The sequence below is a fragment of the Streptomyces sp. SD15 genome, assembly GCF_054462255.1.
Map to the genome: position 1 here is coordinate 154,485 of NZ_JBTLMO010000004.1, position 19,295 is coordinate 173,779.

Consider the following 19,295-nt stretch of genomic DNA (forward strand, 5'->3'; position numbering starts at 1 on the left):
CCGTACGATGGGGGAGGTTCAGAGTCGTATCTAGGAGGCAGACCGTGTCGGAGGCGCTCAACCCGGAGACCCCGGAAGCCGTACTCGACGACGCCGCTGACGCAGCGGGCGAAGAAGAGCCGATCAAACAGCGTAAGAACGGCCTGTACCCGGGCGTGTCCGACGAGCTCGCCGAGAACATGAAGTCCGGCTGGGCCGACACCGAGTTGCGCGGCCTCACGCCGATCGCGCAGGCCGAGTACACCGCCGCCCGCCGCGCCGCACTCTCCGCGCGCTTCCCGGGAGAGCGCCTGGTCGTCCCCGCGGGCAACCTGAAGACCCGCTCTAACGACACGGAGTACGCCTTCCGCGCCTCGGTCGAGTACGCGTACCTCACCGGCAACCTGACCGAGGACGGCGTCCTGGTCCTGGAGCCGACCACCGCCGGGCACAAGGCGACGATCTACCTGCTGCCGCGTTCCGACCGCGAGAACGGCGAGTTCTGGCTGTCCGGGCAGGGCGAGCTGTGGGTCGGCCGCCGCCACTCCCTCGCCGAGGCCGAACAGCTGTACGGCATCCCGGCCTCGGACGTGCGTGAACTGGCCGACAAGTTGCGCGAGGCCACCGGTCCGGTCCGGGTCGTGCGCGGCTACGACGCCGGCATCGAGGCGGCGCTCACCGACAAGGTGACCGCCGAGCGCGACGAGGAGCTGCGGGGCTTCCTGTCCGAGGCGCGACTGGTCAAGGACGAGTTCGAGGCCGGGGAGCTGCAGAAAGCCGTCGACTCGACGGTGCGCGGCTTCGAGGACGTCGTACGGGTCCTGGACAAGGCCGAGGCGACCAGCGAGCGCTACATCGAGGGAACGTTCTTCCTGCGCGCCCGGGTCGAGGGCAACGACATCGGCTACGGCTCGATCTGCGCCGCCGGCCCGCACGCCTGCACGCTGCACTGGGTGCGCAACGACGGCCCGGTCCGCTCCGGCGACCTGCTCCTGCTGGACGCGGGCGTCGAGACGCACACGCTCTACACCGCCGACGTCACGCGCACGCTGCCGATCAACGGCACGTACACGGAGATCCAGAAGAAGATCTACGACGCTGTGTACGAGGCCCAGGAGGCCGGTATCGCTGCCGTGCAGCCGGGTGCCAAGTACCGCGACTTCCACGACGCCGCGCAGCGCGTGCTGGCCGAGAAGCTCGTCGAGTGGGGTCTGGTCGAGGGCCCGGTCGAGCGCGTCCTGGACCTCGGTCTGCAGCGCCGCTGGACCCTGCACGGCACCGGCCACATGCTCGGCATGGACGTCCACGACTGCGCGGCCGCGCGGACCGAGACGTACGTGGAGGGCACCCTCGAGCCGGGCATGTGCCTGACCGTCGAGCCGGGTCTGTACTTCCAGGCCGACGACCTGACCGTGCCCGAGGAGTACCGCGGCATCGGCGTCCGCATCGAGGACGACATCCTCGTCACGGAGAACGGCAACCGGAACCTGTCCGCGGGGCTGCCGCGGCGCTCCGACGAGGTCGAGGCGTGGATGGCGGAGCTGAAGGGCTGATACGAGACGGGTGGCCGGGTACCGATGAGAGGTACCCGGCCGTTCGTGTGCCTGGGACGCCGCCGTCAAGTGGCGACTGGCCCGTGAACCGACCCGCCCCGCGTCAGGCCGCGAGCCCGGCCCGTGAAGCGGCCACCACGGGCAGCGAGTCCACGAACAATGCCCCCGCGAGCAGTCCCCCGCTGCCACGGGGGCTCCACGCGCGCGCGTGGAGGTCGTCGTCGAAGACGGTCAGGGCCTCCCGGCCGGCCGACGTCGCAGTGCTGCCCGCTGCCAGCACGCCCCGCGCGCCCGCCTGCACATGGCGGAGGCCGTGAGGGCCCGCCGTGTACAGCAACTCGGTGTCCTGGAGCGTGGACATGACGGTGAGCAGGGCGTCGAGCCAGGCGTACGGCTCGGGCGCACCGGCCGAGCGGGAGGTCGCGAGCGCGTCCAACGCCCGCCGCACGTGCGGGAATCCGGCGCGTGCCTCGCCTCGCGCCCCCGCCGCACCGTACTTCGCCGACACGGACGACCCGCGGGAGGGCCGCCGCGGCGCCCCCCGGTCGGGGTGCGCCGCGATCCGCTTGGCGGTGGCGGTGACGTCGCTGCCCATCGCCCGGGGTTCCAGGGCCGCCGCCGCGACCAGGAACCCGAGGGCCCACAACGCCCCGCGGTGACCGCCGCCCGCCAGGGCCACGGAGTGCTCGGTGGAGCGGCCGATCGCGCCCAGCTCCGCACGGAGTGCGGACGTGGGTTCGCCGGTGCGGCGGGCGGCGGCCGCCATGGCCGCGAGGCCGGGCGCCAGCGCCTTGGCCGACCAGCGCAGAGCACAGAGGTCCCGGCGGGTGGCCCGGGCGCCCCGATCGCGCGGGTCCGGCAGTCCGGGCTTGGGGGTGAGCTCCAGTTGCCACGTCAGCGCGGCCACGGCGGCCTCCGCCAGCGTCTCGTCCTCGCGGCTGCTCATGGCCGCACCTTACGAAGACGCCGACGCGGACGGGCTGGCACTGTCGCTCGGGGCGTCGCTCGGCGGCGTACCGGCCGGGGCGTCGCCCGGGGCGCCGCTCGGGGGCGTACCACCGCCACCGCTGCCCGCGCCGGTGCTCTCGGCGTCGGGGTCGATGCCCAGGGTGATGAACCCCTTGTATCCCTTGGACGGGTCCTTCTTGTGAACCGGCTTCAGGGTCAGCAGGCCGCCGGCCGCGCCGTTGTCCTCGTACACCATGTCGTCGGCGAGCTTGGTGTAGCTGCCGGTGTGCTGGGAGTACGGCTCCAGCGCGAAGATCTCCGCGGCGACGTCGTCGTCGAAGAACAGCTGGCCGGTGAAGTTCACCGTGCCGCCCTCGTACGTGCCGTCCTCCTTCTCGCCGCCGGTGTGCACCCTGACGTGGATGTGGCAGGTGCGCGGCGTGTACCAGCCGGGGAAGATCGTCTCGAACTTCACGACTCCGTTGGCGCCTGCGACCTGGTAACCGCGCAGGTACGTCTTGTCGTTGGCGGTGGAGCCGTCCTCGCTCTCGGCGGGGGCCGAGCCGCCGGGGTTGGCGGTGGTGTAGCCGGAGTAGTAGCCCCAGGCGTCGCAGTGCCAGATCTCGACGGCGGCGCCGGCGACCGGGGCGCAGGAGTCGGTGGTGTCCTGAACGGTGATGCGCAGTGTCAGCGGGACGCCGCTCTTGCCCTCGGTGATGTCCTTCCGCACCAGGGCGCCGTCGAGGTAGTACGGCCCCTCGGTGACGCTGGACATCAGCACGCACTGGCCGCTGCTGCTGGAGGTCGCCGAGACGGTGGTCTCGGCCTCGGTGGTGGTGGTCGTCGTCTCGTCGGCGAAGGCCGACTGGTAGCCGGCGACCGCCAGCCCGCCCGCGGCGACCGTGCCTCCGGTCACCGCTAGGGCGCGGCGCCGGGTGATCGTGGTGTTCTTGTGGTTCCCAGTCATGATCCGAAGCTAGGAAAGGCTCCCGTCAGGGATGTGGGGTAAGGCTGTGAGGAGGCTAAGAATCGTGAGAAAGCTGAAGTCGGCGGGAAATCGCCCTCCAAGGTGGGGGCCTTGGGCGGGAGACCCCTAGAACGCCAAGCCGTGGGACAGCAGGAGCTGATCGGGGGCCGGGGGGACCCTCCTCGGGAACCGCCATGCATGGGGTGGGGGAGACACCGGGAGACACTGCCGACCAGATGCGCCAAAAGCCGGTCCGGGACACCGCGGCGCGCCCTCACCACGCGTAGGGGAGATCCACCAACACCCACGCCGAGGGCCGCCCGTGACAACACCGGCGGCCCTTCGGCCCGCCGGCCTGGGCCGCACCGGGTTCGGGCAGTGGCGCCTCCGCGAACGCGGCATCGGCCATCAGCTCACGTCGTCCTCTGCGCGGCACCGACGTCCGGCCGGGGCACCTCTCAGGCGCTGACCGGCGCCTACATCCTGGCCGGGGAGCCGGCCGCCGTGGACCACACGGCGGCCTTCGCGGCGTACGAGCGGGAAATGCGGGGATACGTGACGGAACATCAGCAGGCCGGCCGGGAAGGAGCCCAGCGATTCTTCATGGGCACCCTCCCCCAGGAGATGCTCGACATGCTCGCCGCGAACGCGCCGGAGGCGTCCACGGAGACGGTCAGGCTTGAAGGACTACTCACCTGACCAGCACGGCTAGGACCTGTCCGGCCGATCACCGTGGAGGACTCGCTACACCGCCATCAAAGGGGCGTCCTTCCTCCACTTGAGGATCTTGTCGAAGCTGACCACCGCGCCGCCCTGCCCCGGCTCATTGCCGATCTGGACGTGGTCGGCGAGTTCCTGGATGAGACACAGGCCCCGGCCGTGCTCGGCGTCGGCGCGGACGGGGCGGAACGGGGTGCGGGAACGTCCTGAGGGGAAGCCGGGTCCGGAGTCGGAGACTTCGATGCGGCACTTCTCGCCGTCGAGGTAGGCAGTGACCCGGTAGGCCTCGGAAGAGGCACCGGTGTCACCGCCGTGCTCGACGGCATTGGCGCAGGCCTCACTGAGGGCGACGGAGAGGTCGTACGAGACGTCCGGGTCGACGCCCGCCGTCTCCATCGTGCCGAGCAGCAGGCGTCTGGCGAGCGGAACGCTCGCAGCCTCGCGCCGCAAATGGAGTGACCACCAGATGCTCATGCTCCAGCCTCCTGGCCGCGGCTCGACATACCGTTACGTATTGCCGCAAGCACCCGTGCGCAATCGCCCACTTGACGTGATGCCGCCCATACGGTGGACGCGCGCGCGACCGGGATCGGTGTATGTGCGGGCGGGTACCCCAGATGGCGCCGCTGATCCCCCGAGACAGCGCGGGCGAATTCCCCCCAGATACGGATCTTCCGTACGGTACCCAGCGGAACGTCACCTTGTGGACCTGCCGTAGGGGGCGGGTCAGGCCAGTGCGATGATGAGCCCGCCATGACTGCCCCCCACCAACGAACGGCGCGCTCCGGATACGAGGTCCGGACCCTGCGGGCCGCGGTGTTCGCCGCGGTCTGCGTCGCGCTGGCCGCGGCAGGTCATGGGATCGCCTCCTGTACCACGGTCCCCCTGTGGACACTGGGCGCCGGATTCCTCGCGGTCTTCGCCGTCGCCGCCGCGCCGGCGGGGCGCGAACGTTCACTTCCGGGCATCGCCGCGCTGCTCGCCGTCGGCCAGACCGCGCTGCACACACTGTTCGGGCTCGGTACGACGACTGTCGGCTCCAGTGTCTCCGGATCCATGTCGATGGCCGACGCCTCGCTCGTCGAACGTGCCGCGCGGCTGGTGTGCGGTACGACCGCGGCGGCGATCAGCCCCGCGCAGGCCCAGAAGATCCTCGCCGACGCGCGGATCGACACGGGTACGACGCTCTCCATGCACCACCCCGCGGACGCGATGTCGACCACCGCGGACTCCTCGATGTCGGTGCTGCCGTCCCTGCCGATGCTGCTCGGCCACGTCCTCGCGGCCCTCGCCGCCGGATGGATGCTGCGCCACGGGGACCTGGCACTGCTGCGGCTCATGCGACTGTCCGCGCACGGGGTCACGGAAGGGGCGCTCGTACGGTCCCTGCGCGGGGCGCTCGCACTCGTACGCGCCCTGCGGGCGGGACTGCCGGGAACGCCCGGTGTGGCACCGCGCGCCCCGCGCACCGCGCTGCTCACGCCGCCGAAGCCCCGTACCACCACGCTTCAGCACACCGTGATCCGGCGCGGACCGCCACACTCCACCGCTCTCGTCCTCGCCGCCTGACACGACGCGCCTCTCCACGAAGTCCAAGGGGAGCCGTCGTGCGGCACGCGCGCGTGCCGTTGTCGCACGCGCACCCCTTACCTCATCGGAATTCCGTGATCGAAGTTCCGTATCGGACTCACAGTGGAGTGTTCCCTTCCATGAAGGCTTCCCGTATCGCCGCCGCCGGCGCTGTCGCCGCCTCGGCCGTCCTCGCCCTGTCCGCCCCGGCCTTCGCGCACGTCAGCGTCCAGCCGGAGGGCGAGGCCGCCAAGGGCGGCTACGCCGTCGTCGACTTCAAGGTCCCCAACGAGCGTGACAACGCCTCGACCACCAAGCTCGAGGTCACCCTCCCGACGGACCACCCGCTCTCGTCCGTCATGCCGCAGCCGCTGGACGGCTGGTCCGTGAAGGTCACCAAGAGCAAGCTGGACACCCCGGTCACCCTGCACGGCGAGAAGATCTCCGAGGCCGTCTCCAAGGTCACCTGGACCGCCACCGGCAAGGGCATCGAGCCGGGCTTCTTCCAGAAGTTCCCGCTCTCCATCGGCCAGCTGCCCGAGGACGCCGACGAACTGGTCTTCAAGGCGATCCAGACGTACTCCAACAAGGACGTCGTGCGCTGGATCGAGGTGCAGGAGGAAGGCGCGGAGGAGCCCGAGAACCCGGCTCCGGTGCTCGCGCTCTCCGCCGCATCCGAGGGCGACCACCACGGGGCGTCCGCCACGGACGAGGCCACTGCCGAGGAAGCCTCCGACGAAGCCACGACCGCCGCCGTCCCCGCGGCCGCCGAGTCCTCCTCCGACTCCAGCGACACCACCGCCCGCGTCCTCGGCGTCGTGGGCATCGTCGTCGGCGCGGCGGGCGTGGCGTACGGCGTTCTGGCCGGGCGTCGGCGTACCACCGCCTGAGGCCCACGCACCCTTTCCGTTGTGCACCGGCGGGTCGTACGGCCTCGTCAACGACGTCATCAGACGTTGTCAACGACGTCGTGCGACCCCGGTGCACGCCGGATCCCTCACATCTGGGACATTTTTCTATGCGCAAGAAGACGTATGCCGCGGTCGCCCTGTTCGCCGCCGCCGCACTGACCCTTTCCGCCTGCGGCAGTGGTGACGACAGCAACAAGCCGATCGCCGACGTGTCCGCCGAGTCCGGCTCGGGCAAGGTCGCGACGGTACTCGACCAGCCGTTCGAGAAGCCGGACCTCGTACTCACCGATACTCAGGGCAAGAAGTACGACCTCCGGGCGGAGACCAAGGGCGCGCCGACGCTGATCTACTTCGGCTACACCCACTGCCCCGATGTCTGCCCGCTGACGATGAACAACCTCGCCGTCGCAAAGAAGCAGCTGCCCCAGGCCCAGCAGGACAAGCTCCGCGTCGTGTTCGTCACCACCGACCCGGACCGCGACACCCCCTCCGCGCTGGGCAAGTGGCTCAAGGGCATCGACTCCGACTTCGTCGGCCTGACCGGCGACTTCGCCACGATCCAGGCCGGCGCCCGCACTCTGGGCATCTCCATCGATCCGACGTCGAAGGACAAGGACGGCAAGCTCGTCTCCGTGCACGGCACCCAGGTCATCGCGTTCTCGCCGAAGACCGACGGCGGCTATGTGCTGTACGGCGAGGACGCCACCGTCGACGACTACACCAAGGACCTGCCCAAGCTCATCAAGGGACAGAACCCGTGAGGCGTCCGGCGGGAACCGCCGTAGTGATCGCCGCGGCCGCCCTGACGCTCGCGGGGTGCGGCGCGGACAGTTCCGCGAACACCTCGGCCAAGCCCGAATTGAAGGTCACCGGCGCCTACATGCCTGCCCCCAGCATGGACACCATGGCGGCCGGCTTCTTCACCGTCACCAACTCCGGTGGCGCCGACACCCTGACCTCGGTCACCAGCGACCTCTCCGACGACGTCACGCTGCACTCCACCAAGGGCGGCGCGATGAAGGAGGAGAAGTCGTTCGCCATACCCGCGGACGGCACGCTCGGCTTCGCGAGCGGCGGCAACCACCTCATGTTCGAAAAGCTCACCCACAAGCCCCAGGAGGGCGAGAAGGTGTCGCTGGAGCTGCACTTCGCCAAGACCGGCACGGTGAAGATCTCCATGCCGGTGAAGTCCGCGACGTACAACCCGAAGACCGGGCACTGAGGGAGCGATCACTGTGACGCAGACCATCACTCCCACGGTCGTCGGCCGTAGCACCGCTCTTCGGGTACGGACGCTGCTGTTGCTGTTGCTCGCCGTCGTGGGCTCGGTCCTCGCCGGTGCGGCGCCGGCCTCCGCACACGCCGCGCTGACCGGAAGCGACCCGCAGCAGGGAGCGGTGGTCGAACAGGCGCCCACTCAGGTCTCGCTCACCTTCTCCGAACAGATCGCGCTGTCCGACGGCTCGCTCCGCGTACTCGACCCCAAGGGCAAGCGCGTCGACACCGGCAGGGCGACCAACCTGAGCGGCACCACGTACGGCGTGAAGCTGCACTCGGGGCTGCCCGACGGCACCTTCACCGTCACCTACCAGGTGGTCTCGGTGGACAGCCACCCCGTCTCGGGCGCGTTCACCTTCTCCATCGGGGCGCCCTCTCAGACCTCCGTCGCACTGTCCGACCAGACGGCGGGCGGCGGAGTCGTCGGCGCGCTCTACGGAATCGGGCGCTATGTCTCGTACGCCGGATTCATTCTCCTCGTCGGCGGCGCGGCCTTCGTACTGGCCTGCTGGCAGCGGGGGGCCGGAGTCCGGCCGGTGCAGCGGCTCGTGGTCTCCGGGTGGCTCGCGCTGACCGGCGCCACCCTCGCGCTCCTGCTCCTGCGCGGCTCGTACGTCGGCTCCGGCAAGGTCGGCGACATCTTCGACCTGACGCTTCTGGGGCAGGTGCTGCAGACCAAATCGGGTGCGGCTCTGGTCTCGAGGCTGCTGCTGCTCGCTGCGGGCGCGCTGTTCATCGCGGTGCTCTTCGGGGCGTACGCGCGGCGTGACGAGGCAGACCGGTCCGACTCGTCCGACGAGGCCGCCGACGAGAAGAATGACCTCACCTTCGGGCTCGCGATCGGCGGCGCCGTCGTCGCGGCGGGCCTGGCCGCGAGCTGGGCGATGGCCGAGCACGCTTCGACCGGCGTCCAGGCGGGCCTTGCGATGCCCGTCGACGTCCTGCACCTGCTGGCGGTCGCCGTCTGGCTGGGCGGTCTGTCGACGCTCCTCGTGGCGCTGTTCCGGGCGCCGGCCGAGGCACAGATCGAGGCGGCGACCGTACGGCGCTTCTCGCGCGTCGCGTTCGGCAGCGTGACCGTGCTGGCCGCGACCGGGATCTACCAGTCGTGGCGCCAGGTCGGCTCCTGGTCGGCACTCACCGGCACGGCGTACGGACAGCTGCTGCTCGTCAAGGTCGGCCTGGTGGCGGTGCTCGTCGGCATCGCGTGGATCTCGCGGCGCTGGACGGCGCAGCTGTCCGAGGCGCCGCCCGCGAAGGCCGTGGCGGCCAAGGCCATGGCAGGCAGAGCGGCGCCGGCCAAGGCGGCGAAGCAGCGTGCGACGGCGAACGAGCCCGCCGCGGTGGCCGCGGACTCCGGAGACTCCCGGCGCGCCTCCCAACTCGCCCGGCAGCGGGCCGCCGTGGCCACGGCGCGCGAGAAGCGCATCCGCGATGCCGACCCGATCCGTACCGGCCTGCGCCGCTCGGTGCTCGCGGAGGCGGGTGTCGCGGTCGTACTGCTGGCCGTCACGACCTTGCTGACATCGACCGAGCCGGGGCGCACGGAGGAAGCCGCCCAGCAGGCCACCGCGTCCACGTCGCAGCGGTCCGGACCGCTGTCGCTGAAGATCCCGTTCGACACCGGCGGCGAGGACGGCAAGGGCACCGTGGAGGTCACCCTCGACCCGGCCGGGGTCGGCAGCAACGAGATGCACGTCTTCGTGGTGCGGCCGAACGGCAAGGCCTTCGACGTCCCCGAGGTGAAGGTCGCCTTCACCCTCGCCGCCAAGGGCATCGGCCCACTGCCCGTGACCCCTGACCGCATGGCCACCGGGCACTGGTCGGCGAGCGGGGTCCAGCTCCCCATGGCGGGCGACTGGAAGATCGCGGTGACCGTGCGTACCTCCGACATCGACCAAGCGACCGTGAACAAGAACGCGAAGATCGGCTGAACCTCACCATGGCTGACCAGTCCACTCCGGGGGCGCCCGCTCAGAAGTCCTCTCAGGGCTCGTCTCAAGGCTCGTCTCAGGACTCGTCTCAAGGCTCCTCTGAGGGCTCGCCTCGAGGGGCCGACGGCGTCTTTACGCGGCGCCGACTGCTCGGCACCGCCGGTGCCACCGGTCTCGCCCTGGGCGCGGCCGGAGGCGCCGCCGGGTATGGGGCGGCACCCTCCGCCGACAACGCCACGCCCCTGACCTCGCTCGGCGCGGACACGGTGATGTTTCACGGGAAACATCAGCCGGGCATCACCACGGCCCTCCAGGCACGCGGCCATCTCGTCGCGTTCAACCTGGCGGCGGGCGCGGGCCGCAAGGAGGCAGCCGCACTGCTGCGCCGCTGGTCGACGACGGCCCAGAGGCTGATGGCGGGCGAGGCCGCCGCGCACGACGACACGGACGTCGCCCGCGACGCCGGCCCGTCGTCCCTGACGGTCACCTTCGGCTTCGGCCACAGCTTCTTCGCGCGTACGGGTCTGGAGAAGCAGCGCCCGGTCGCCCTCGACCCCCTGCCCGACTTCTCCTCCGACCACCTCGACAAGGCGCGCAGCAACGGCGACCTGTGGGTGCAGATCGGCGCGAACGACGCGCTGGTCGCCTTCCACGCCCTGCGCGTGATCCAGAAGGACGCGGGCGGCGCGGCCCGGGTGCGCTGGCAGATGAACGGCTTCAACCGTTCGCCCGGCGCCACCTCCCAGCCGATGACGGCCCGCAATCTGATGGGCCAGATCGACGGCACCCGCAATCCGAAGCCGTCCGAGTCCGACTTCGACCAGCGCATCTTCGTGCCCGCCTCCGGCGACCCGGCATGGATGGCGAACGGCTCGTACGCCGTCGTACGACGGATCCGGATGCTCCTCGACGACTGGGAGAAGCTCTCGGTCACCGCCCAGGAGGACGTCATCGGGCGGAAGAAGGCCAACGGGGCACCGCTGACCGGCGGCACCGAGACCACCGCGATGAACCTCGACAAGACCGACGCCGACGGGAGGCTCGTCGTCCCCATCAACGCGCACGCCCGCATCAGCCGGCCCGACCAGAACGGCGGCGCCGCGATGCTGCGCCGTCCGTTCTCCTTCCACGACGGCTTCGACCCGGACGGCGTGCCCGACGCGGGCCTGCTCTTCGTCTGCTGGCAGGCGGATCCGCTGCGCGCCTTCGTCCCCGTCCAGCGCAAGCTCGACCGGGGCGACGCGCTGTCCACGTTCATCCGCCACGAGGCGAGCGGGCTGTTCGCGGTGCCGGGCGGGGCGGCGGAGGGGGAGTACGTGGGGCAGCGGCTGCTGGAGGGGTGAGGGCCCCCTTCGGGCCGCGGTTTCCCCAGGCGTGAGCCGGGTGGGACACGGCCCATTAGGGTGAGGTCATGCCAGCCAGCTATGCGTATCTCGGTCCCGAAGGCACCTTCACCGAAGTCGCCCTGCGCACGCTTCCGGAGGCTGCCACCCGGCAGCTCGTCCCGATGGTGTCGGTTCCCGCCGCGCTGGACGCCGTCCGCAACGGCGAGGCCGATGCCGCGTTCGTGCCGATCGAGAACTCGGTGGAGGGCGGCATCACCACGACGCTCGACGAGCTGGTCGCGGGCAAGCCGCTGATGATCTACCGCGAGGTGCTGCTGTCGATCACCTTCGCGCTGCTGGTCAGGCCCGGCACGAAACTGTCGGAGATCAAGACCGTGTCCGCGCACCCCGCCGCGCAGCCGCAGGTGCGCAACTGGATGAAGGCGAACCTCCCGGACGTGCTCTGGGAGTCCTCGGCCTCGAACGCGGACGGTGCCCGACTCGTGCAGGAGGGCCGGTACGACGCCGCCTTCGCGGGCGAGTTCGCTGCCGCCACCTACGGTCTGGAACCGCTGGAGACCGGTATCCACGACGCGGAGAACGCGCAGACACGCTTCGTACTGGTGGGCAGGCCCGCCCGGCCCGCCGCGCCGACCGGTGCGGACAAGACGTCCGTGGTCATCTGGCAGCGCGACGACCACCCGGGCGCCCTCCTGGAGCTGCTCCAGGAGTTCGCGGTGCGCGGCGTCAACCTGATGCTGTTGCAGTCCCGGCCGACCGGCGAGGGCATCGGCAACTACTGCTTCGCCATTGACGCCGAGGGCCACATCTCGGACAGCCGTGTGGGCGAGGCGCTCATGGGGCTCAAGCGGGTCTGCCCTCAGGTGCGCTTCCTCGGCTCGTACCCCCGCGCGGAGGTCGACCCCAAGGACGTACGCGCGCCCCGGGCCGGTACGTCGGACGGCGAATTCGCCGCCGCGTCGGACTGGCTGGCGCGCTGCCAGGACGGCCGGTTCTAAGCGGTTCGCGCCCCGCCGCCGCGACTCGTTCTCGCCAGTCTTACCTGCAGATTGTCGTCATCCACAGTGTTATCCACAGGTGGGCTTCTCGACCTGGGGACAAGTCGACAACGAAGCGCTACATCGTCGACAAATCGGCCTACAGGCCCCCACTTCGTCCACAGCTCGGCACATCACCCCTCGTCCACCCTTTTCCCTTGATCAACCCTTTAGGGGGAAGCATTTCCACTCGAACGTGGGTGCAGGGGTGGTTTGACCCGGGAATCCTTCGTCCCACATGCGGCTTTCGGAATGATCACCTCCGAAGTCCACAGATCTTCCGCACAGCCTGTGGATAACTTTTCGGGGATATGGGCCCCTGTGGACAACCCCCACCAAGTTCCGTTCTCCACAAGGGAGTCCGGTCAACCGGTCAACCACCGTCTGCCCCGTTTCAGGGAGTACCGTCCCTTTCATTGACGCTCATCGACGATCAAGGGAGCGAGTGAGGGAGCGGGGAAGGGATTCGCTCCGGCATTTCACTCATAACGCAACAGACCCCGCACACCGGAATATCGAGTCGTTGGCCGGAAGCACGCACCGGTAGCCTTGAGGGGTGATTGACCTTCGCCTGCTCCGTGAGGACCCCGACCGTGTGCGTGCGTCGCAGCGCGCCCGTGGAGAGGACGTCGCACTCGTCGACGCCCTCCTTTCCGCCGACGAGCGGCGCAGGTCGTCCGGCGTCCGCTTCGACGAGCTCCGTTCCGAGCAGAAGGCGCTCGGCAAGCTGATCCCCAAGGCCTCCGGTGACGAGAAGGCAGAACTGCTGAAGAAGGCCGGCCGGCTGGCCGCCGACGTCAAGGCGGCCGACGCCGAGCAGCACGAGGCGGACGAGGAGACCAAGCGGCTCCTGCTCCAGCTCGGCAACCTCATCCACCCGGACGTCCCGATCGGCGGCGAGGAGGACTTCGTCGTCCTGGAGACGCACGGCACGATCCGTGACTTCGGCGCCGAGGGCTTCGAGCCCAAGGACCACCTGGAGCTCGGCGAGGCGCTCGGCGCCATCGACGTCGAGCGCGGCGCCAAGGTGTCCGGCTCGCGCTTCTACTACCTGACCGGTGTCGGCGCGCTCCTGGAGCTCGCCCTCGTCAACGCGGCGATCGCGCAGGCCACCGAGGCCGGCTTCATCCCGATGCTGACCCCGGCGCTGGTCCGCCCGCGCGCCATGGAGGGCACCGGCTTCCTCGGCCAGGCCGCGGAGAACGTGTACCACCTGGAGAAGGACGACTACTACCTGGTCGGCACCTCCGAGGTCCCCCTCGCGGCGTACCACATGGACGAGATCCTCGACGCCGACAAGCTGCCGATGCGCTACGCCGGCTTCTCGCCGTGCTTCCGCCGCGAGGCCGGCACCTACGGCAAGGACACCCGCGGCATCTTCCGGGTGCACCAGTTCGACAAGGTCGAGATGTTCTCGTACGTCGACCCCGAGGACGCGGAGAACGAGCACAAGCGGCTCCTGGACTGGGAGAAGCAGTGGCTGACCGGCCTCGAGCTGCCCTTCCAGGTGATCGACGTGGCGTCGGGCGACCTCGGCGCCTCCGCTTCCCGCAAGTTCGACTGCGAGGCGTGGATCCCGACCCAGGGCAAGTACCGCGAGCTGACCTCGGCCTCGAACTGCAACGGCTTCCAGGCCCGCCGCCTGTCCGTGCGGATGCGCGACGGCAAGAAGGTCCAGCCGCTGGCCACGCTGAACGGCACGCTGTGCGCCGTACCGCGCACGATCGTGGCGATCCTGGAGAACCACCAGCTGGCCGACGGTTCCGTGCGGGTGCCGGAGGTGCTGCGTCCGTACATGGGCGGCCGTGAGGTCCTGGAGCCGATCTCCAAGTGACCGGTGCTACTGGCTCGTTCCCCTACAAGCTCGTAGCGACCGATCTCGACGGGACGCTGCTGCGCTCCGACGAGACGGTCTCGGAGCGTACGCGTGAGGCGCTCGCCGCGGTGACCGCCGCGGGCGCCGCGCACATCGTCGTCACCGGGCGCGCGGTGCCGTGGACCCGGCACATCCTCGACGACCTCGGCTACGAGGGCCTCGCGGTGTGCGGCCAGGGGGCACAGGTGTACGACGCGGGGGAGCACCGGCTGCTCACCTCGGTGACGCTGGACCGACAGCTGGCGGGTCTCGCGCTCGCCAAGATCGAGGCGGAGGTCGGCCCGCTGCTGCTGGCCGCGAGCCGCGACGGGCTCGACGGCGAGGTGCTGGTCGGGCCCGGTTACCGGAGGCTGGAAGGCTCGCTCCCGGTCCTGCCGATCAAGGACGCGGCGGACCTCTGGTCGGCGCCCCTGAACAAGGTGTACGTGCAGCACCCGACGCTCTCGGACGACGAGCTCGCCGCGGTGGCCACGGAGGTCGCGGGCGGACTCGTCGGCGTCACGATGGCCGGAGCGGGGATAGTGGAACTTCTCCCCCTCGGCCTCTCGAAGGCGACGGGGCTGTCCCTGGCGGCCCGCCGCCTCGGCGCGAAGGCCTCGGACACCATCGCCTTCGGCGACATGCCGAACGACATCCCGATGTTCGCCTGGGCCGCCCACGGCGTGGCCATGTCCAACGCCCACGACGACCTCAAGTCGGTCGCGGACGAGGTGACTTCGTCGAATGAGGAGGACGGGATCGCCGTGGTGCTGGAGCGGTTGCTGACGTAGCCGAAGCATTGGCTGTAGCCGTGGCCGTGATCGGGCCCGGCCCCGCCCGCCCTGAAACGAGGGCGGGCGGGTGGGGAAATCCCGCCGCGCAGCGGCGGATCGGGACGCCGCCGAACCGCAGCGGCAGAGTTTGGGTGGGCGGCCCGCGCGGCGAACGCGCGCTCGAAGCGGCCGCCCCGGGCAGCCCCCCGTGCGAGGCGGGTTCGACGGAGAGGTGACTACTCCGGAACCCCCCGCGGGCTGCCCTGTAGGGAGCTCGACGGACTGCTACTGATGGGCATCGTCGCGCTCCTCTCCCAGAACGTGGCGCCGACTCGATGCGGCGGCGCGGACAGAACTACTGTGCCCGCACGCCGACTTGGGCGCCACTGATTAAAGACCGCCCTCGAAGGGGTTCACCGGCGGCGCCACCTGCGCCGCCGGGCCTTGCTGAAGAACCACCCGGCCGGCGGCTCGTCGGAGCGCCAGGGCTGCGGGTCGGGTCCCCCTTCGCGCCAGCGGGCGGCGAGCATACGGGCGCGGGCCGAGGGTTCGGTCGTCCCCGCGGACCGTATGAAGTTCTCGTCGAGTTCGAGGTCGTCCCAGACGTCCTCGGACTCCCGCTGTTCCTCACCCTGCGGTTCTGCCATCCCCGTTCCTCCTAGCCGTACATCCTCTTCGGCCAGTTTGCCCAGACAGGGGTGAAGTTCCTGTCAAGAAGAGGGCTCACTCCTCCCCGGCAAGCGTCAGTGTCCGCAGCTTCTGCCCGGCGTACCAGGTGGCGAGCACGGTGACCGCGACCAGCAGCACCGTCGCGGTCGGCAGGCTCACGTCCGAGGTGACGAGGTCCCCGTCGGCGACCTTGTGGCCCACCGCAAGCGCCCACTGCTGGACGCTGAGCGTGCGGGCGCCGGACACCAGCGACCCGAAGAGGGTCTCCCAGACGAGCGCGTAGATGAGCCCGAAGACCACCGCGTGCCGGGTCACCGTCCCCAGGAGCAGGAACAGGGCGGCGTACGTGATCGACGCGACCAGCGCGGCCACGGTGTAGGCGACGGCGATCTGCTGCCCGTTGCCGTTCAGGATCATGCCCGCGATGAAGGTCGGCACCGCCGAGAACGCCATGGTGACGCCGACGGCGACGATCAGCTTGGTGTAGATGATCGTCGGCCGCTTCAGGGGCTTGGCGAGCAGATACACCACGGAGCCGTCGTCGATCTCGGGGCCGATCGCGCCCGTACCGGCGATGACGCCGATGATCGGCACCATCGTGGCCAGCGCGAACCCGCCGAGCAGGTCGGAGGCCACCTGGTCGTCGGCTCCGGTGAAGCCGCGTACGGCAGCCGAGATCACGATGAGCAGGACGGGCAACGCGCAGAGGATGAGGGCCCGGCGGCGGCCGAGCAGGGCTCGATAGGTGAGCCGGGCGACTGTGGGGTCGTACATTTTCGGCCTCCTACGCCGCGACGAGATACGAGAAGACGGACTCGAGGGACTCGTCGGAGGGCGAGACCGTGAGCAGCCGGATGCCGTGCTCGCGCGCGACGCGCGGCAGCAGAGCGGTGAAGCGGCCGAAGTCGACCGCCTGGATGCGCAAGGCTCCCTCGTCCAGGTCCACTTCGATGCCGGCCGTCGACGGGTCGGCGATCAGCGCGGCGGCCAGCTCCCGGTCGTCGCTGGAGCGGACGAGGTAGCGGTGCGGGCGGTCGGTCATCAGCCGGCGGATGCGCCGGAAGTCACCGCTCGCCGCGTGCCGTCCGGCAACGATCACCTCGATGTGCGCGGCGAGTTGTTCGACCTCTTCGAGGATGTGGGACGAGAACAGCACCGTGCGGCCCTCGTCGCCCATGCGCCGCAGCAGGTCCATGAGCTGCATGCGCTGGCGCGGGTCCATGCCGTTGAAGGGCTCGTCGAGCAGCAGCAGGGAAGGGTCGTGGACGAGCGCGGAGGCCATCTTCACGCGCTGCCGCATGCCCTTGGAGTACGTCGAGATCTTGCGGTCCTGCGCGTACTCCATCTCGACCGTGTTCAGCGCCCGCTGGGCGGTCTTTTCGCCGAGGCCGTGCAACTCGGCGTTGGCGACGACGAATTCGCGGCCGGTGAGGAAGTCGTACATCCCCTCGCGCTCGGGGACGATGCCGATGTGCCGGTAGATCTGTTCGTTGCGCCAGACCGACTGGCCGTCGAGGGTGACGGTGCCCGTGGAGGGGGCGAGGAAGCCGCCCATCATGTTGATGAGGGTGGACTTTCCGGCGCCGTTCGGGCCGAGCAGGCCGGTGACGCCGGGCCCGATCGTCATCGTGATGTCGTTGACCGCCACCACGTTGCCGAACCAGCGCGAGACGTGGTCGATGTTGAGCGTGGTCACAGCCCGACCTTTCGGTAGCGGCGCATCAAAAGGCCGTAACAGCCCACGATGAGACCCAGGACGACGATGAGGTGGACGACGCCCTGCCCGGTCGAGGGGCCTTCCCCTCCGGGGTAGGCGGAGGTGGCGCCGAGGAAGGCCGTCTGCACTCCGTCGATGAGCGTGATGGGCGAGAAGAGCCCGAGCCAGGGGACCGCCGTGGTGCTGGACTGCTCGAAGGCGATGGCCTGGACGGTGGACACCGCTCCGTAGGAGATCGTCAGCACGGCGATGACGGCCGCGATACCGAAGCCTCGGCGCGGGGTGACGGCCGAGATGACCAGGCCGATCCCCGCGAAGAGCAGTGACAGCAGTGCCACGGAGACCATTGCCTGCGCGAATCCCTTGGTCTGGTCGGCGAAGTCGAGCTTCGCCAAAAGCGCCCCTGCATAGAGCACGATCAGCGGCGCGGCCGTCAGGACGAACAGCGCCGAGGCGAGCGCGGCGTACTTGGCGCGTACGTAGTCGACGGTCTCGATGGGTCGGGAGAAGTACAGCGGCACGGTCTTGAAGCGCAGGTCGCGCGAGACGGACTGGGGTCCCTGGGAGGCGACGTACAGGCCGATGACGGCCTGCAGGATGACCGCGTAGCGCGTGTAGTCGACGGGCAGGTCCTTCGCGTTGGTGGCGACCGTCACCGCCACCATGATGAGTGCGGGCACGCACATCACCACGAGGAGCAGCATCGGCAGCACCTTGGACTTGATCGAGCGGCCCAGGCCGTAGGCGCCGCGCAGGGACTGCGAGTACAGCGAGCGGCGGGCGTAGGCGCGGCCGAGGCGCGGGCCGTCGTAGTGGCGGTAGCCGATGTTGTGGATGCGGGTCTGTTCACCGCGCTGGGCCGGTGTCTGGATCCGGGGCTGCTCAACTGCCATGTCCGACCGCCTCCTTCCGCTGCTCGTGCTCGTCGCCTTCGGTCTCGTCGCTTTCGGTGCGGAAGACCTCCGCGATGTGGTGCCTGCGCTGTTCCATCCGGACCAGGCCGAGGCCGAGGTCGGCGACGATGTCGCGGACCAGGTCGTACGTCTCCTCGCCCTCCGCCGTCAGCAGCAGGATGTGCCCGGCGCCCGGCAGCCCGCTGCCGTCGTGGGTCTCGACCCCGCGCGCGTGGAGCGCGTCGCGCACCGCGCGGGTGCCGTCCGGGTGCTCGTCGGTGTCGGTGACCTCGATGGCGAGGGTCGTGGTGGTCTGGGTGAAGTCCGTGGTGGAGCTGGAGCGCAGCAGCTTGCCGCCGTCGATGACGACGACGTGGTCGCAGGTGCGCTCCAGCTCGCCGAGGAGGTGTGAGGTGACCAGGACCGAGATCCCGAAGTCGGTGTGGATGCGGCGGATCAGGCCGAGCATCTCGTCGCGGCCGACCGGGTCGAGACCGTTGGTCGGCTCGTCGAGGAAGACCAGCTGGGGGTCGTGGACGAGGGCCTGCGCGAGCTTGACGCGCTGCTTCATGCCCGTCGAGTAGCCACCGATGGGGCGGTAGCGCTCCTCGTACAGGCCGACATGGCGCAGCGTGTCCGCGGTGCGCTCGCGGGCCGCGGCCGGCGGGAGCCCGGACATGCGCGCCATGTGGACGACGAACTCGGTGGCCGAGACGTCGGGCGGCAGGCAGTCGTGCTCGGGCATGTACCCGACCCGCTCGCGGATGGTGCCGCCGTCGGTGGCGACGTCGAGGCCGAGCACCTGTGCGCGGCCCTCCGTGGCGGGGGACAGCCCCAGCAGGATCTTGATCAGAGTGGACTTCCCGGCTCCGTTGGCTCCGACGAGTCCGGTCACGCCGGGCCCCACGTCCACGGAGAGCCGGTCAAGAGCGGTCACCCTGGGGTACCGCTTGCTCAGGCTTTCGGTAGCGATGACAGTCACGTCGTCGACGGTAGTGGCGCACGCCACAGCAGGCGTCACCCCACGGAGCTGGATTCGCGTCCGCCTTCAGTCGTACGGGCCCGTAGGGGTCCCCCTGAGGTCGAACAACCGGCAACCGCTCATCCACATCGGAGCGGTTGTCCACAGGCGCCCTGCAGGTCTAT

At 70.0% G+C, this 19,295-nt stretch carries 19 protein-coding genes; 11 read left to right on the forward strand and 8 right to left on the reverse strand.

The genetic code is table 11. The features are described from left to right. Positions 1–44 precede the first annotated feature (44 nt). A complete protein-coding gene (locus tag ACX28W_RS05750; RefSeq protein WP_458997645.1) occupies positions 45–1,532 on the forward strand; it encodes an aminopeptidase P family protein in 1,488 nt (495 codons plus the stop codon). A gap of 103 nt (positions 1,533–1,635) precedes the next feature. On the opposite strand, the gene ACX28W_RS05755 is transcribed toward ACX28W_RS05750, so the two are convergent. Together ACX28W_RS05755 and ACX28W_RS05760 are read right to left on the reverse strand one after the other, a co-directional pair. Then, the gene (locus tag ACX28W_RS05755) at positions 1,636–2,478 is read right to left on the reverse strand and encodes a triphosphoribosyl-dephospho-CoA synthase (protein ID WP_458997646.1); all 843 of its coding nucleotides are present in this window, start codon (positions 2,476–2,478) and stop codon (positions 1,636–1,638) included. A gap of 9 nt (positions 2,479–2,487) precedes the next feature. Beyond that, positions 2,488–3,447, reverse strand: a complete 960-nt coding sequence (locus ACX28W_RS05760) for an intradiol ring-cleavage dioxygenase (RefSeq protein WP_458997647.1) — start codon at positions 3,445–3,447, stop codon at positions 2,488–2,490. Positions 3,448–3,951: 504 nt separating this feature from the next. On the opposite strand from ACX28W_RS05760, the gene ACX28W_RS05765 reads away from it, so the two are divergent. After that, positions 3,952–4,146 (forward strand): hypothetical protein, encoded by a 195-nt coding sequence (locus ACX28W_RS05765; protein ID WP_458997648.1) that lies wholly within the window; start codon positions 3,952–3,954, stop codon positions 4,144–4,146. A 45-nt stretch (positions 4,147–4,191) separates the two neighbouring features. Here ACX28W_RS05765 and ACX28W_RS05770 read toward each other — a convergent pair whose 3' ends face one another. Beyond that, positions 4,192–4,641, reverse strand: coding sequence for an ATP-binding protein (locus ACX28W_RS05770; RefSeq protein WP_458997649.1), 450 nt, complete (start codon positions 4,639–4,641; stop codon positions 4,192–4,194). Positions 4,642–4,920: 279 nt separating this feature from the next. On the opposite strand from ACX28W_RS05770, the gene ACX28W_RS05775 reads away from it, so the two are divergent. The 9 genes from ACX28W_RS05775 to ACX28W_RS05815 all read left to right on the forward strand — a co-directional run bounded on the left by ACX28W_RS05775 (position 4,921) and on the right by ACX28W_RS05815 (position 14,888). Continuing rightward, entirely contained in the window at positions 4,921–5,736 is an 816-nt protein-coding gene (locus tag ACX28W_RS05775; protein ID WP_458997650.1) for a hypothetical protein, read from the forward strand. A gap of 140 nt (positions 5,737–5,876) precedes the next feature. Continuing rightward, positions 5,877–6,626, forward strand: a complete 750-nt coding sequence (locus ACX28W_RS05780; protein ID WP_458997651.1) for a YcnI family copper-binding membrane protein — start codon at positions 5,877–5,879, stop codon at positions 6,624–6,626. 128 nt (positions 6,627–6,754) lie between these two features. Further along, the gene (locus ACX28W_RS05785) at positions 6,755–7,408 is read left to right on the forward strand and encodes an SCO family protein (protein ID WP_458997652.1); all 654 of its coding nucleotides are present in this window, start codon (positions 6,755–6,757) and stop codon (positions 7,406–7,408) included. After that, complete coding sequence (locus ACX28W_RS05790; RefSeq protein WP_458997653.1) at positions 7,405–7,869, forward strand: copper chaperone PCu(A)C; 465 nt, start codon at positions 7,405–7,407, stop codon at positions 7,867–7,869. The genes ACX28W_RS05785 and ACX28W_RS05790 overlap by 4 nt, the downstream gene beginning before the upstream one ends. 13 nt (positions 7,870–7,882) lie before the next feature. Beyond that, on the forward strand, positions 7,883–9,859 hold the full coding sequence (locus ACX28W_RS05795; protein WP_458997654.1) for a copper resistance CopC/CopD family protein: 1,977 nt from the start codon (positions 7,883–7,885) through the stop codon (positions 9,857–9,859). 8 nt (positions 9,860–9,867) lie between these two features. Then, positions 9,868–11,202 carry an iron uptake transporter deferrochelatase/peroxidase subunit gene (gene efeB, locus ACX28W_RS05800; RefSeq protein WP_458997655.1) on the forward strand — a complete coding sequence of 445 codons (1,335 nt, stop codon included), beginning with the start codon at positions 9,868–9,870 and terminating at the stop codon, positions 11,200–11,202. 68 nt (positions 11,203–11,270) lie between these two features. Next, complete coding sequence (gene pheA, locus ACX28W_RS05805) at positions 11,271–12,203, forward strand: prephenate dehydratase (protein ID WP_458997656.1); 933 nt, start codon at positions 11,271–11,273, stop codon at positions 12,201–12,203. Between the two features lie 595 nt (positions 12,204–12,798). Then, complete coding sequence (serS, locus tag ACX28W_RS05810; RefSeq protein WP_458997657.1) at positions 12,799–14,076, forward strand: serine--tRNA ligase; 1,278 nt, start codon at positions 12,799–12,801, stop codon at positions 14,074–14,076. After that, positions 14,073–14,888, forward strand: coding sequence for an HAD family hydrolase (locus tag ACX28W_RS05815; protein WP_458997658.1), 816 nt, complete (start codon positions 14,073–14,075; stop codon positions 14,886–14,888). The genes serS and ACX28W_RS05815 overlap by 4 nt, the downstream gene beginning before the upstream one ends. 395 nt (positions 14,889–15,283) lie before the next feature. Here the strand turns inward: ACX28W_RS05815 and ACX28W_RS05820 are convergent, their stop codons facing one another. From ACX28W_RS05820 to ACX28W_RS05840, 5 genes are all read right to left on the reverse strand, one after another. Continuing rightward, a complete protein-coding gene (locus ACX28W_RS05820) occupies positions 15,284–15,517 on the reverse strand; it encodes an SGM_3592 family protein (protein WP_458997659.1) in 234 nt (77 codons plus the stop codon). Between the two features lie 76 nt (positions 15,518–15,593). Continuing rightward, a complete protein-coding gene (locus ACX28W_RS05825; protein ID WP_362071398.1) occupies positions 15,594–16,313 on the reverse strand; it encodes an ABC transporter permease in 720 nt (239 codons plus the stop codon). Between the two features lie 10 nt (positions 16,314–16,323). Beyond that, a complete protein-coding gene (locus tag ACX28W_RS05830; RefSeq protein ID WP_458997660.1) occupies positions 16,324–17,235 on the reverse strand; it encodes an ABC transporter ATP-binding protein in 912 nt (303 codons plus the stop codon). Further along, the gene (locus ACX28W_RS05835; RefSeq protein WP_458997661.1) at positions 17,232–18,149 is read right to left on the reverse strand and encodes an ABC transporter permease; all 918 of its coding nucleotides are present in this window, start codon (positions 18,147–18,149) and stop codon (positions 17,232–17,234) included. Before ACX28W_RS05835 ends, ACX28W_RS05830 begins: the two co-directional genes overlap by 4 nt. Beyond that, positions 18,139–19,158 carry an ABC transporter ATP-binding protein gene (locus ACX28W_RS05840; protein ID WP_458997662.1) on the reverse strand — a complete coding sequence of 340 codons (1,020 nt, stop codon included), beginning with the start codon at positions 19,156–19,158 and terminating at the stop codon, positions 18,139–18,141. Before ACX28W_RS05840 ends, ACX28W_RS05835 begins: the two co-directional genes overlap by 11 nt. Between the last annotated feature and the right edge of the window lie 137 nt (positions 19,159–19,295).